Origin of the sequence: Sphingomonas daechungensis (assembly GCF_014489495.1) — a bacterium.
GTDB classification, from domain to species: Bacteria; Pseudomonadota; Alphaproteobacteria; order Sphingomonadales; family Sphingomonadaceae; genus Sphingomicrobium; species Sphingomicrobium daechungense.
Genome location: NZ_CP060780.1, coordinates 2,509,914 through 2,522,899, shown reverse-complemented (window position 1 = coordinate 2,522,899; position 12,986 = coordinate 2,509,914). Strand labels below are relative to the sequence as shown.

Annotated in this window: 13 protein-coding genes, 1 tRNA gene and 1 pseudogene; 8 read left to right on the top strand and 7 right to left on the bottom strand. The window is 62.6% G+C overall.

All coding sequences use genetic code 11. The annotated features are described in order from the left end of the window. Positions 1 to 4 precede the first annotated feature (4 nt). The 3 genes from H9L15_RS18045 to H9L15_RS13715 all read right to left on the bottom strand — a co-directional run bounded on the left by H9L15_RS18045 (position 5) and on the right by H9L15_RS13715 (position 1,731). Positions 5 to 310 carry a helix-turn-helix domain-containing protein gene (locus tag H9L15_RS18045; RefSeq protein WP_223276283.1) on the bottom strand — a complete coding sequence of 102 codons (306 nt, stop codon included), beginning with the start codon at positions 308 to 310 and terminating at the stop codon, positions 5 to 7. Further along, positions 244 to 795, bottom strand: coding sequence for a Crp/Fnr family transcriptional regulator (locus tag H9L15_RS13720; RefSeq protein ID WP_223276282.1), 552 nt, complete (start codon positions 793 to 795; stop codon positions 244 to 246). The genes H9L15_RS18045 and H9L15_RS13720 overlap by 67 nt, the downstream gene beginning before the upstream one ends. 117 nt (positions 796 to 912) lie before the next feature. Beyond that, a complete protein-coding gene (locus H9L15_RS13715; protein WP_187714449.1) occupies positions 913 to 1,731 on the bottom strand; it encodes an agmatinase family protein in 819 nt (272 codons plus the stop codon). Between the two features lie 184 nt (positions 1,732 to 1,915). On the opposite strand from H9L15_RS13715, the gene H9L15_RS20535 reads away from it, so the two are divergent. The 3 genes from H9L15_RS20535 to H9L15_RS13700 all read left to right on the top strand — a co-directional run bounded on the left by H9L15_RS20535 (position 1,916) and on the right by H9L15_RS13700 (position 4,483). Beyond that, positions 1,916 to 2,152 (top strand): hypothetical protein, encoded by a 237-nt coding sequence (locus tag H9L15_RS20535; RefSeq protein ID WP_398286950.1) that lies wholly within the window; start codon positions 1,916 to 1,918, stop codon positions 2,150 to 2,152. A gap of 338 nt (positions 2,153 to 2,490) precedes the next feature. Next, complete coding sequence (locus H9L15_RS13705; protein WP_187714447.1) at positions 2,491 to 2,718, top strand: lysozyme inhibitor LprI family protein; 228 nt, start codon at positions 2,491 to 2,493, stop codon at positions 2,716 to 2,718. Positions 2,719 to 2,995: 277 nt separating this feature from the next. After that, positions 2,996 to 4,483 carry a putative bifunctional diguanylate cyclase/phosphodiesterase gene (locus tag H9L15_RS13700; protein WP_187714446.1) on the top strand — a complete coding sequence of 496 codons (1,488 nt, stop codon included), beginning with the start codon at positions 2,996 to 2,998 and terminating at the stop codon, positions 4,481 to 4,483. Between the two features lie 110 nt (positions 4,484 to 4,593). Here H9L15_RS13700 and H9L15_RS13695 read toward each other — a convergent pair whose 3' ends face one another. Both H9L15_RS13695 and H9L15_RS13690 read right to left on the bottom strand, forming a co-directional pair. Continuing rightward, positions 4,594 to 4,773 (bottom strand): hypothetical protein, encoded by a 180-nt coding sequence (locus tag H9L15_RS13695; RefSeq protein ID WP_187714445.1) that lies wholly within the window; start codon positions 4,771 to 4,773, stop codon positions 4,594 to 4,596. Between the two features lie 135 nt (positions 4,774 to 4,908). Beyond that, positions 4,909 to 5,151, bottom strand: coding sequence for a hypothetical protein (locus tag H9L15_RS13690; protein ID WP_187714444.1), 243 nt, complete (start codon positions 5,149 to 5,151; stop codon positions 4,909 to 4,911). A gap of 828 nt (positions 5,152 to 5,979) precedes the next feature. On the opposite strand from H9L15_RS13690, the gene rpsA reads away from it, so the two are divergent. The 5 genes from rpsA (at position 5,980) to H9L15_RS13665 (ending at position 10,226) form a co-directional block, all read left to right on the top strand. Further along, positions 5,980 to 7,713: a 30S ribosomal protein S1 gene (gene rpsA / locus H9L15_RS13685; protein ID WP_187714443.1), complete on the top strand. Its 1,734-nt coding sequence runs from the start codon at positions 5,980 to 5,982 to the stop codon at positions 7,711 to 7,713. Positions 7,714 to 7,818: 105 nt separating this feature from the next. Beyond that, entirely contained in the window at positions 7,819 to 8,115 is a 297-nt protein-coding gene (locus tag H9L15_RS13680) for an integration host factor subunit beta (protein ID WP_187714442.1), read from the top strand. A gap of 34 nt (positions 8,116 to 8,149) precedes the next feature. After that, positions 8,150 to 8,236 (top strand) — tRNA-Leu (locus tag H9L15_RS13675). Between the two features lie 172 nt (positions 8,237 to 8,408). After that, positions 8,409 to 9,950, top strand: a complete 1,542-nt coding sequence (locus tag H9L15_RS13670; RefSeq protein WP_187714441.1) for a putative bifunctional diguanylate cyclase/phosphodiesterase — start codon at positions 8,409 to 8,411, stop codon at positions 9,948 to 9,950. A gap of 102 nt (positions 9,951 to 10,052) precedes the next feature. After that, on the top strand, positions 10,053 to 10,226 hold the full coding sequence (locus tag H9L15_RS13665; protein ID WP_187714440.1) for a hypothetical protein: 174 nt from the start codon (positions 10,053 to 10,055) through the stop codon (positions 10,224 to 10,226). Between the two features lie 10 nt (positions 10,227 to 10,236). Here H9L15_RS13665 and H9L15_RS13660 read toward each other — a convergent pair. Both H9L15_RS13660 and H9L15_RS13655 read right to left on the bottom strand, forming a co-directional pair. Next, positions 10,237 to 11,549: pseudogene (locus H9L15_RS13660) on the bottom strand (MFS transporter). A gap of 180 nt (positions 11,550 to 11,729) precedes the next feature. Further along, a complete protein-coding gene (locus tag H9L15_RS13655) occupies positions 11,730 to 12,920 on the bottom strand; it encodes an alpha/beta hydrolase (protein ID WP_223276701.1) in 1,191 nt (396 codons plus the stop codon). Positions 12,921 to 12,986 lie beyond the last annotated feature (66 nt).

The window sequence follows — 12,986 nt, the reverse complement described above, 5'->3', positions numbered from 1 at the left end:
CCTGCTAATTCTGGGCAGCAAACGCTGCGTTCGATTCCGTCAGTTGGAACGGAAATTGCTTCTTCGGCCTGACGGCCATCTGTAGGTAATCCGGATCGAAATCGCCCGCCTCGGCCAGCGCGTTCCAATCGGGAATCCGGGCGTTGTGCTTGATGTCGGCCAGGCCATCGAGACGAAGCGATTGGATGGTGCGGTTCACATGAACCGCTGTCAGGCCCGTTGCGTCGGCCAGGTGATTTTGCGTCAGCGGGAAGGGAACAGAATCTCGCCCCTGGCCGGCGCGACCTGGAGTCGAACGGCAATCTCGCACAGCAAGTGAGCGATGCGTGTGCGCGCATCCCTGCGGCCCACGTTGACCACCCATTGGGAGAGGATCGAGGAATCGACCATGCAGTCGCGCCACAGCGCTTCGGCGAGCGCAGGAAATGCCGCCGTCGCCGCGCGAACGGCATTATGCGGAACGCGCAGGATCGTGGTCGTGGCCAGGGCCTGCAACGCTGAGGTGGCCTCTGGCTGAACGACCGAATGGAGATCGGCCATGTCACCGGGAATGTGCAGGGCCGTAATTTGCCTGACGCCGTCGGAATTCTGCTCGAACCTTCCGACATAGCCGGCAACGACAAGGCATGAATGGTCCAGCGTTTCGCCCAACCGAACGAAGTCTCGATTGGCTCGGACTTGCTCCGCGTAGGCGGGAAGATCGAGCACAGCCTCCTGCTCCTCGCGACTAAGAATGGAGCGGCTGGTCAACCTGTTCAGGAATCGCTGGAGGTCGGGTCTCTTCGAGGAGGTCATTGTCATACTCCGTCTGCAAGCGGGAGCATAACAATCTCTCAGCCACCGATGCCTGCGGGGCGAATGATCGGTGATAGGAAGAATACTAACACAGCCCGGGTTCGCTCCCTAATTTTGTTAGTGAAGGGCGGCGAGCTCCTTGACGAATTTCGCGGCGACGACCGCGGTCATCCCGTTGATGTCCCGCGAGGAATTGTATTCGACCACGTCCGCTCCGACGACCGGCCCGCGAACGCGATGCAAGACCGATACTATGTCGCGAACGGTCAGGCCGCCGGGCTCATGGTGAGACACGCCTGGCGCGAAAGCGGGATCGAGGGCGTCGAGGTCGATGCTGATGTAGAGCGGTCCTTCCGGGATCGGGATCGCATCGACGGCGAAATCCTTCATCTCGACCATCTCGACGCCGAAGCGCTGGGCCTGCTTGCGACAATGGCTGTTCAAAGTCCGGATCCCGACCTGGACGAGGCGCTTCGCCAGGTCGCGCTCCATGATCCGGGCGAATGGAGAAGCGTGGCTTAGCGGATCGTCGCCAAAGTCATCGTAGAGGTCCGGATGTGCATCGAAATGCAGGATATTCACGGGACCATGGATCTCGGCAATCCCGGCCACGATCGGGTAGGTGACCATGTGGTCGCCGCCCAGGAAGATGGGCCGGGACCCGCTCGCTGCGGCGGATGCCGCTGCGGCGCGAATCCGATCGAAGTCGGCTTCGCTTTCGTCGAGCGGAAGATCGCCGACGTCACTGAGCGTGATGTCGATTCCGATTTCCGAGCCCAGTTCCGTCGCCTGGTTGCCATGATCCGAAAGCAGCGCAGAGCGGATCGCTGCGGGCGCCTTCGCCGCCCCGCGGAGGAACGACGAGTGGGAGTCGGTCGGGAGTCCGATGAGCTGGTTGTTCTTCAAGTCGTGCCTCGACGGGATTCTTCCGGCCATCACTAAGGAATTCTGCGCCGCTGTGCGACGGCCGACCGCCATCACAATTTGCATTTGCGGGGTTGCACATCGGGCGAAGCCTCCGTCAGGATGGACGGGAATAGGGCTAGACGGTCGAACAACGCCCGTGGAACAGGATCATTACGCAGTCTTGGGCATCCAGCCCGGCGCCGATCAGCCGGCGATCCGATCCGCCTATCGCGTCCTCATGCGGCGATTCCATCCGGACGCGGATCCGAGCGTGGAAGCGGCCGAGCAGCGCGGGCGATCAACGTTGCCTACGCCGTCCTTGGCGATCCGGCCAAGCGCGCCGCCTATGATGGGACGTCGGCTTCCAAAAGCTCGCTCTCATTCGAACCCTTCGACCCTCCCAAGACGGAAGTGCGTTGAAGTACGCGCATCGGCGCTTCCGCTGCCGTGATTGTCGTGCTGCTTGCAGCGGGAATGGTCACCTACGCTGTGCTTCCGCGGCTGTCGCCGGAACCGCCCCTCAAACAGGCAGAGCAAAGCAAGCCGATCCCGGTCCCAGATCGGAAGTCTCCGGCAGCCGCCAATCCTGCGGCTTCCGCGACGTCTCCTTCCGCTCCAGCGGCCTTAGTCCGAACGGAAGCCGCAAAGCCGCATCCCGAAAAGATCGCGCCTGTTTCCGTTGAGGCGGTCACCCCGGCCAAGCCAGTTGCCGCTCAGGTCAAGCCTGCGGGTACTCAAGCAAACTCCCAGAGCGACAGGTGTGCAGGCTCGGCGGCAAGGGCGGATCGCTTGATCTGCGGTGACGTGAATCTTGCGTCACTCGATCGCCAGCTCACGCTTCTTTACCGGCAATCATGGTCGGCTGCCGACCAGCGCAAGCGTGCCGCGCTCGCGGGCACGCGACAGATCTTCGACGACAAACGTGAAGAGTGCGAGACGTCGAACTGCCTGACCTCGGCCTATATCGTCCGGCTTCGGGAGATCAGCGACATCATGGCCGGACGGCCGCTGCAGTAGCCGTCAGGGCTTTCGGCGAACGGACCACACCAGCGCCGACACGCTGCCGATCAATGCGGCAATCGCCATGACGGCGGCAGGATCGAGAACCAGCAATCGGGCCTCCTTGGGAGAGCGAAAATGCGACTCCGCGGGAAATGTTCACTATTCGTTCCCTATTTGCAATAGGAATTTGCCTAGAGGCCAAGTAGCAGATTTTTCACACATGTTCGGTAGTTCGTGCGCCGTGGGATCAAAGAAACGAGATTGACCGGTGCGGGCACGAAGGAGCGCGGCTGTGAGGATTGCTAGCAGCCATTTGATTACGACGTGCGCCACGCTGGCGGCGATCATCCTGTTCGTGGCGCTGGGTAGCCAGTTGCTGCCAACAGCAATCGCCGGCGTCGATCTTCACGACGACGCGTTGCCGGTCGCGTTCCTCCTCAACATCGCAATCATCCTGTTCGGATGGCGACGTTCAAAGGACCTGCGCGAGGCGCTCGACAAATATGATCGTGCAGAGCGCCAGGCCGAGCGGAACGCGAACACGGATCCCGCAACCGGCCTCGCCAATCGCCGCGAGCTGATGCGTGCGCTTGGCGACCTGCTCGGGTCCAAGAACTCCGGCATCCTGCTCCTTCTCGATCTCGACCATTTCAAGCGGGTCAACGATCTCCACGGGCATGTCGCCGGCGACCAGCTGCTAAAGCTGGTTGCTCAGACGCTCGAACGTGAATGTCCGGAAGGGTCGTGCTGCGCCCGCATCGGCGGCGACGAATTCGCCGTGATGTTTGAAGGAGGCAGCACCCGGGATGCGGAAATGGTTGCCCAGACGATCCTTTCCAAGCTGGCCAAGCCGGTCGACCTCGGCAACGTCCAGGTGTTCGTCTCGGCCTCGATTGGGCTCGCCGAAGTGCGCCGCCTGCAGAAGGAAGAAGACGTTCTCCGCGAAACCGACTTCGCGCTTTACGCCGCCAAGCGTGCCGGGCGGAACTGCTTTGCCTGGTTCGATCCCGAGCTGGAGCGCGAGCTGACCGACCGCGTGAAGCTGGAAGAAGATATTCGCAGCGGCATCGAGAACGGCGAGTTCATTCCGTTCTTCCAACCATTGATCGACCTCGCTTCTCGCGAGCTGGTCGGGTTCGAGACCCTGGCGCGCTGGCGTTCGCCGACCCGCGGTTTCCTGGAGGCGGAATCCTTCATCGAAGCAGCGGAGAAGACCGGCTTGATCGGTCCGCTGACCATGAAGGTGATCGAGCAGGCGCTGAACGAGGCGCGAGAATGGCCGGGCCACCTGAAGATGGCGGTCAACATCTCGCCAGTGCAGTTCCGCGATCCGCAGCTTGCACAGCACATCATGAAGCTGATCACCGAAGCGGGCTTCCCGGCGCACCGGCTGGAAGTGGAGATTACCGAGGCCTCGCTGCTCGAGGACCGCGACCAGGTGCTGTCGACCATCCAGAGCCTGAAGAACGTCGGCATCAGCATCTCGCTCGACGATTTCGGCACCGGCTATGCCAGCCTGGCGCAGGTCAACAATCTGCCCGTCGATCGCATCAAGATCGACAAGAGCTTCATCAGCACCATCGTGAAGAGCGAGCAGACCGCGGCGATCGTCAACACGATCACCAGCCTTGGCCACACGCTGAACGTGCCGATCACCGCCGAGGGATCGAGTCCGAGCAGGTCCGCAACGAGCTTGGGAAATATGGGTGCGCCGAAGGGCAGGGATATCTGTTCGGCCGCCCGCTGTCCGCCGATACCGTCCGCACCTTCCTCGAAATGAAGGAGCGGGATGCGAGCATCGATCCGGCGCCGCTGGAAAGCGAACAGGACGCGCTGGCCCGCCGCCGGGCTGGCCGCGGCAGCTGGTAGGGGAAGCCGGAAGGCCGCGCTCTAGGCGGCCTTGCCCTCCGTCCATTGCTTCACGCGGCGACCGCCGCACCACAATTCCTTGACCGCATCGCCATGCTTCTCGGACTGGCGGATGGCCGTCGGATCGTCTTCAGCAGCGAAGCCCTCGACGCGACCGAAGCGGCCCCGCCGATCGAGGAAATAAAGCCTGTAGTAAGGCACGAATTGTCTCCAGACCGGATCGGAGGTCATCCCGCTCCGGACCCGTCAAGAATCCGTGCCAATTGGTTAACAAAGTCTTTCGATCGCCGCTATCCGACTGACTTATCCACCGTTTTGACGAGCCGGCCGGCAAGGCTAGCGCGCAGCGGTCGACCGCTGGACGTTCGGATTGCGGATGCAGTTGTTGTAGCTGATCCAGTCGACCCGTCCGCTCCGTCGCTGCACCGCCCGGCGGTTGCAGAGGTGCACCTTCCACGACGGCGGAGTGGCCTTCCTGGTGTAGGACAAGGCGCGCTTCATCGCCCGTTGCTGCTGGTCCATGCAGCGGTTCTGCCACTGGCAGACGAAACCGATGTTGAGGAAAACCGGATCGCGCAACGGCGGCAGCTTCCCCGCGGCGGCTCCAGCCCCGCGACGCCAACAGCAATCGCCACCACGACCCACGACACTCTCAAACCAGCTCCCTCAACAACCGGCGCGACCCTGCAGGTCCTAACGCACGAAGCCGTGGAATCGGTTAATCCCATTTTTGGCAAGGCCGGACACGGCCGCGAAAATTGGCGGCTGTTGGAGTTTTCCGAAGGGGAAGTTGACCATTTTGACCCTGCCGCGCGTTCGGGCGTGGGGTGCGAATGGTCCCAATGTTCGCAGTGACGAGGGTGTTTTCAAGCTCAATCGTGCGGCTGTGTTCGTGCTGGCGGTTCATCTGGCAGGATAAGACACAGAATGGGGGCTGTAGGACAGCCAAATCGCCGAGCAGCACGAAGAGACGATACAGGCGGGCCGGCGCGCGCCTCGGACTTGATCCGGAGGGCCTAAGCCGCGAGATGCGTCCGACATCACGGGATTAACTCCCGTGATGGCTCCAAAGGGCAATTTGTTCGTGGCAGGAATGGGTCGAAAGCTGCCACTAGCTTTTCCACGCACCTTGCTCCTAACGCCCCTCTAGTCTAAGGGCGCAGCCGTCCGGCGGGCGGTGATCCCCTCTGGACAGCCCGTCTCAATTGGCGAGCGCGTGCGGTGTACCGGCTGATCCGGCACCGGAACTCGCTTTTTGCTTGGATGGGCTGCCCGGACGAAACCGACCTTGAGGACGCCACCTCGGGATGAGCCCGGGCGGCAGTGCATTGAACCAGGTCCGCATGTGAAGGCTCGCCATGGTGGCGCGCTCCGCGGCAGGCCGAATACTGAAAGACACACGAGTTTATGGCAACCACGGCATTTCCGACCCGCGACGATTTCGCGGATCTCCTCAACAAGTCCTTGGGCGGTGAGAACGAGGCTTTCGAGGGCAAGGTCGTCAAGGGCACCGTGACCGCGATCGAGAATGATCTCGCGGTGATCGACGTGGGCCTCAAATCCGAAGGCCGAGTGCCGCTGCGCGAATTCGCAGCCCCGGGCCACAAGGCAGAAATTTCCGTCGGCGATACCGTCGAAGTGTTCGTCGACCGCGTCGAGAATTCGCAGGGCGAGGCGATGCTGTCGCGCGACCGCGCTCGCCGCGAAGCCGCGTGGGACAAGCTCGAAAAGGAATTCGAAGCCGGCAACCGCGTCGAAGGCGTGATCTTCGGCCGCGTGAAGGGCGGCTTCACGGTCGACCTCGGCGGCGCCGTGGCCTTCCTTCCGGGCTCGCAGGTGGACATCCGCCCGGTCCGCGACGTCGGCCCGCTGATGGAAATCGCGCAGCCGTTCGTCGTGCTGAAGATGGACCGCCGCCGCGGCAATATCGTCGTGTCGCGCCGCGCCATCCTGGAAGAGACCCGCGCCGAGCAGCGCAGCGGCCTCATCCAGTCGCTGGCCGAGGGCCAGGTCATCGACGGCGTGGTCAAGAACATCACCGATTACGGTGCGTTCGTGGATCTCGGCGGCATCGACGGCCTGCTGCACGTCACCGACATCAGCTACAAGCGGGTCAACCACCCGAGCGAGGTGCTGAACATCGGCGACACCGTGAAGGTGCAGATCATCCGCATCAACAAGGAAACGCAGCGCATCAGCCTCGGCATGAAGCAGCTCGAGACCGATCCGTGGGAAGGCGCAGCGGCCAAGTATCCGGTCGGCGGCGTGTTCCAGGGCCGTGTGACGAACATCACCGAATATGGTGCTTTCGTTGAGCTCGAAGCCGGCATCGAGGGCCTCGTCCACGTTTCCGAGATGAGCTGGACGAAGAAGAACGTCCACCCGGGCAAGATCGTCTCCACTTCGCAGGAAGTGGAAGTGAAGGTGCTCGAGGTCGACCAGGAGAAGCGCCGGATTTCGCTCGGCCTCAAGCAGGCCCAAGCCAATCCGTGGGAAGCCTTCGCCGAAGCTCACCCGGTCGGTTCGACCGTCGAGGGCGAAGTCAAGAACTCGACCGAGTTCGGCCTGTTCGTCGGCCTCGAAGGCGACGTCGACGGCATGGTCCACATGTCGGACATCGCCTGGGGCGTGTCGGGCGAGGACGCGCTCAACCTGCATCGCAAGGGCGAGACCGTCCAGGCGCAGGTGCTCGACGTCGACGTCGAGAAGGAGCGCATCAGCCTTGGCATCAAGCAGCTTGAGCGTGGCGGCGTTTCGGCCGGCTCGGCAGGCGCTGCCGGCGGCAAGAAGGGCGAGATCGTCACCGTCGAGGTCCTCGAGGTGAAGGACGGCGGCCTGGAAGTTCAGATCGCCGATGGCGGCGCTTCGGGCTTCCTCAAGCGCACCGACCTTGGTCGCGACCGCGACGAGCAGCGTCCGGAGCGCTTCCAGGTCGGCCAGAAGTTCGACGCGATGATCACCGGCCTCGACCGGTCGAAGAAGCCGAACTTCTCGATCAAGGCGCTTCAGATCGCCGAAGAGAAGCAGGCCGTGGCGCAGTACGGATCGTCGGATTCGGGCGCTTCGCTCGGCGACATCCTCGGTGCGGCGCTGAAGGAAAAGCAGGCCGAAACCGAGAAGAAGGCCACGAAGAAAAAGTAGGCAGGTGTAAGCTACGGCGGCACTTGCGCCGCCGTAGCCTTTCTGACAGCTTGACAGCGCTTCTTGGGGAGAGGCGTCAATCATGAGTGTGTCTGCGGGGATGAGATGATCCGTTCGGAATTGGTGCAGAAATTGTGCGGGGATTTTCCCGACCTTACCCAGCGTGAGGTGGAAAGCGTGGTCGGGGCGCTTTTCGATTCCATTACAGAGCAATTGGCCACGGGCGGCCGGGTCGAGCTGCGCGGCTTCGGTGCGTTCTCGACACGCCAGCGCGACGCGCGCGTCGGCCGCAATCCGCGCACCGGCGATCCGGTGTCGGTCAACGCCAAGCGCGTGCCCTATTTCAAGCCGGGCAAGGAAATGCGCGAGCGGCTGAACTTAGGCGAGGTGACTGCCGAATAGCCGGGGCGCACTACCGTCGCTGCGGCTGGCACAAGCGGACGTGGCGGAACGGTAGACGCTGGGGACTTAAAATCCTCTTCCCGTAACGGGAGTGTGGGTTCGATTCCCACCGTCCGCACCAATATCGGGCACAGGCTTGCCTCGGCATGCCGAGCATCGCGCTGCTGAACCGGTTTCACTCCGGATCTTCGCGCAAATTATTAATCTTGTGCCGGTATTGAAACGGTCGTGGTCAAGGGCTGTTTAAATTCCAGCGCGGTTCTCCGCTCGAGAGTTCGCGGCACGATTGGGTCGTGCTGGGGACGGTCATCGCGGCCGTCATCCTGCTTATCGGGAACGGGACCGACTTCTTCCGCCGGCTGGCCGACGCGCAGGCCGTCATCGGCCCCGGAGCGCAGGTCGCGGCCATCGCCATGACTCTGAACGTGGCGCTGATCCTGTTTGGATGGCGCCGCTACGTCGACCTTCAGCATGAAACTGAGCGCCGGATCGAAGGCGAGCGTCGCGCCGCAATCGCCGCAACGACGGATCCCGTCACTGGGCTCCTGAACCGCAAGGGCTTTGCCGACAGTGTCGAGGACCTTCGCCAAAGGGCGGACGCCGATGGCGCGGCCCTGCTGATTTCGTCGGTACAGCTCCATCGCTTCCGCGCCGTTTACGACCGCCACGGGTTCGACACCGGCGATGCCATGCTTCGCGGCATTGCCGTGACCATCCTCGAGCATGCCGGCGAGGGTGCCGTCGTCGGCAGAATGGGCGGGGACGAGTTCGCGATTGCGCGAACGCTGGAGCATGATGAGCATCCTGGCGCGGAGAAGCAGATCGAGACCTTGCTCAAGCTGGCGACGCGGCCGTTCGAAATCGACGGCAAGATGATCCAGGTCGGGGCCTTTGCGGGAATGGCTGTCGCGCCGGCTGGCGAAGTTCGCGTGCCCGACCTCCTGCGGCGGGCCGACATTGCGCTCGATCACGCCAAGACCGGCCGCACCGTCCGCCCGATCTGGTTCGATGCGGCGATGGAACGCGCATTGCTCCAGCATGGCGAGATCGAGCAGGGCATCCGCTTCGGCCTGGAGCACGAGCAGTTCCTGCCCTTCTTTGAGCCGCAGGTGGACCTGTGCACGGGCGAGATCACCGGTTTCGAGGTGCTGGCCCGCTGGCGCCACCCATTGGCCGGGATCATCCCGCCCGACCGCTTCATTCCGATCGCCGAGGAAATCGGCGTGATGGATCGCCTGTCGGAACAGGTGATCCGCGCCGCTCTGGTCGCTACTCGCGACTGGGACCCGTCGATCAAGATTTCCGTCAACATCTCGCCGACGCAGTTCTCCGACGGCTGGCTGGCCGAGCGGATCGTCCGCATCCTGACCGAGACGGCGTTCCCTGCCGACCGCCTGGTGGTCGAAATCACCGAGAGCTCTCTGTTTGGTGACATCGACCTCGCGCGAAACATCATCGCCAGCCTGAAGAACCAGGGCATCCGCCTGGCGCTCGACGATTTCGGCACCGGTTTCTCGTCGCTGTCGCATCTGCGCCAGCTGCCGTTCGACATCATCAAGATCGACCGGTCGTTCATCACCAACATCCACGAGAGCGGTCAAAGCGCCGCAATCGTGCGCGCCGTCGCGACACTGGCCGACGCGCTTGAGGTGCCGATCCTGGTCGAAGGGATCGAGAGCGAGGCGGCGCATGCCGCGGTCCTCGCCATCGGCTGTTCGAGCGGTCAGGGCTGGTACTTCGGCAAGCCGATGGAGGCCGACCAGGCGGCCCAGCTGATCAGCCGCAAATCGCAGTCTGCCGAGCGTTCCGCGCAAAACTCCTCGCGCGCCGCGTAAACCTTCATTCCCGACTGAGCTCCGTCCCGTTCCGAGACGTCGGGAGCGTATCCCTATTTTGTGACGTTGTACGCATGGTTAAAAGCATCTTAAGAAATGCACATGCGTATGAATCGTCCTGTAGTTGCCATCGATCCGCGGCTGTTCGGAAAGCGCATTCCCGGCTTCTTGCTGGGTTCGGCCGATCGAGCCGGCTTTTCGGTCAGCGACGACGTCAAGCTGTTCGCTTCGACCTTTGCGGTCGGCTTCGTGTTCGTGTCCGTCCTGATCTTCTAGCCAGCCTGTCCTAGTTGCAGGCGAGGTGAAGCTTCCAGCCTAGCCAGGCCGCAATCACGCTTGCCACGGCGACCAGGAACAAGGTCTCCGCGACCGACACGCCGACGAGCACGAGCCCGGTCAGGATCAGCGTCGCCAGCACCATCGCTCCTGAATTGACGATATTGTTCGCAGCCACGGTCCGCGCAGTTTCGGACTTCGGCACCGTCGTTGTCAGGAAGGCGTAGAGCGGCACCACGAACATGCCACCGGCGATCGCAACGCCGAGGAGGTCGAGCACGACCGCCCATCCGAGCGGGTGACGGAGGAATTCGCGGACGTCGACAAGTTCCGTTCCCGGAGGCGTCCAGTCCTTGGTCAACCAGTAGAGCAGCAGGACGAAGATCCCCATCAGTAGAGCCGATGACGGGGCGAAGCGGGCCGAGACGTTGCCCTTCAGCATGCGGTTGATCGCAACCGAGCCGATGGCGACGCCGACCGAGAAGACGGCGAGGAACAGGGTCGCGACGCTTTGGTCGGCAAAGAGCACGTTCTTCACCAGCGGCGGGAATTGTGCGGCCAGAACTGCGCCCATCGCCCAGAAGAAGCTGATCGACAGGATGGCGAGGAACAGGCGGCGGACGTGCAGGGTCGCGCTGACCAAAGTGATGGAGGCGCGCACGATGTGCCAATCCATGCCGCGGTGCGGGTATCCGGGAATTTCGGCATCGTCGGCCGGCGGCGCAGGCGGGACGAAGCCGCCCGCGATGCGGCCAATCAAGGCAACCACCAGGACGCCGACCGCGGCCCATTCGGCGTGATAGCTGCCGTCCGGCCGCTGCAGCACGAGAAGCCCCCGAGAATCGTCCCGCCGAGGATCGCGATATAGGTGCCCGCCTCGACTAGCCCGGTTCCGCCGAGCACCTCATCCTTGGTCAGGTGCTGTGGCAGGATCGCGTACTTGATCGGGCCGAAAAAGGTCGAGTGGACGCCCATGGCGGTCAGCGCGATCAGCATCAGCGCCGTATTCTGCAGAAGCAGACCCGCGGCACCGAAGATCATGATCCCGATCTCCGCGCTTTTCACGATGCGGACAATCCTGGCCTTGTCCATGGCGTCGGCCAGCTGGCCCGACAGCGCCGAGAGGAGGAAGAAGGGGAGGATGAACAGCCCGCCGGCGATCGCGCTGAACGCCGCCTCCTGCTCGGCATCGCCGTAGATGCCGTAAATCACCAGCAGCACCATCGCGGTGCGGAAGAGATTGTCGTTGAAAGCGCCGAGGAATTGCGTCGTGAAGATCGGCAGGAACCGCCGTGTGCGCAACAGATGAAGGGAATCCTGCATCAGCCCGCCGAATATGAACTCAGAAACAAGCTTGCCGTCCTGCGCCGCCTCGGTGGCTCAACCCTTAGCGGGTAAAGCTACGGGGACAAGCGCCGGATCGACTATCGTACGACGGGGCGGGAATCGACTCGGGCGACGATGGAGGCAGCAACGGGTGGAAAGCTGATACCCGACCGTTAGCTACATCTTGAACGGCGGCGGCATCATTGATGCAAAGCATCGATCATCCACCGACTTGGGATCGGCGGTTTCAAGAAAGCGCACGACCTGGGGATCGAAGCAACTGTCGAGGCCCGTAAGGCCGTCCACAATATGTCCCGCCCAAGTAATGACGATGAGCCGAGAGTTTGGTAGGCCCTGGGCGGCTTCCTCAGCCCATTTCCCGGGCGTGACTGGGTCGCGGTTACCCGAAAGGAAAAGCACAGGTACCCGCGCTCGCACCGGCTCGAAAAAGTCATTCTTGACCTGAGCCCGTGGCCAATTCGCGCACGCCTCACGCTGGCGGGTCAGGCGATAATCGCCGAACACTGTCTTCTGCGCGTTTTTCCTTGCTTCGGTTTCGTCGAAAAAGGGCAGGCTCTCCGAGCAAGTGATGGTCAGATACACGCCGTCGAAGTAATTGAAGCCGGCTCGCTCGTTTTCGGACCAGAGAACGGAAATGTCGCCTTTCGCAAGACGATCGATTAGGTTCGGTTCGCTACGCGCTCCGCCCGGCGAGTAGAGCTTCGTCCGCAGGCGCTCCATCGCTACCGACGGCGTGACCTTCGCCGAGATTTGAAGCTTGTCCAAAGCCTCTTTCAGCCTTGCTCTCAAATTCGGATAGCGGCTCGAACACGACGCATCCGCCGCGCAATCAGCAATCAATTGGTCGAGCGCGGGTTGGGCAGCTGTGGCGTGGTGCCGGGGCGGCATGGCTGAAGGCGGAACAGCAGACAAGAGAACGGCGCTCCGGACTCGGTTTTCGTGGCGCTGCACATATCGCAGGGCAAGCGTGGTTCCGTAGGACAAGGCGAACAGATCAATCTTGGCGTAGCCGAGCGCCCGACGCACATCATCGAGGTCGGCCACGGCATCATCGGTCGTGTAGCGTGTAAGGTCCGCGCTCCTGCTCAGCCTGGCCCGGCAGGACTGAACCGCCGCCACTGGAAACATCGGCTGAAGCGCCTTGTCGGGTGCGTCAAACTCCGGGCAGTCCAGCGGATTCGAACCGCCTGTGCCGCGCTGATCGATGAGAACGATATCGCGTGTCTCAGCGTATGCCGTTCCGTCGGTCAGATAAAAGCCGGCATTCTTAGTGTCGGCGAGGCCCGGGCCACCATCGAGGTCGAAAAGCGCCTGAGGTTGCTTCAAGGGCTTTGCCGCCGAGATCACGATCAAGTTTAGTCCAATTTGACGGCCTGAACGACGCGAGCGATCCTCTGGAACCATCACAGTCCC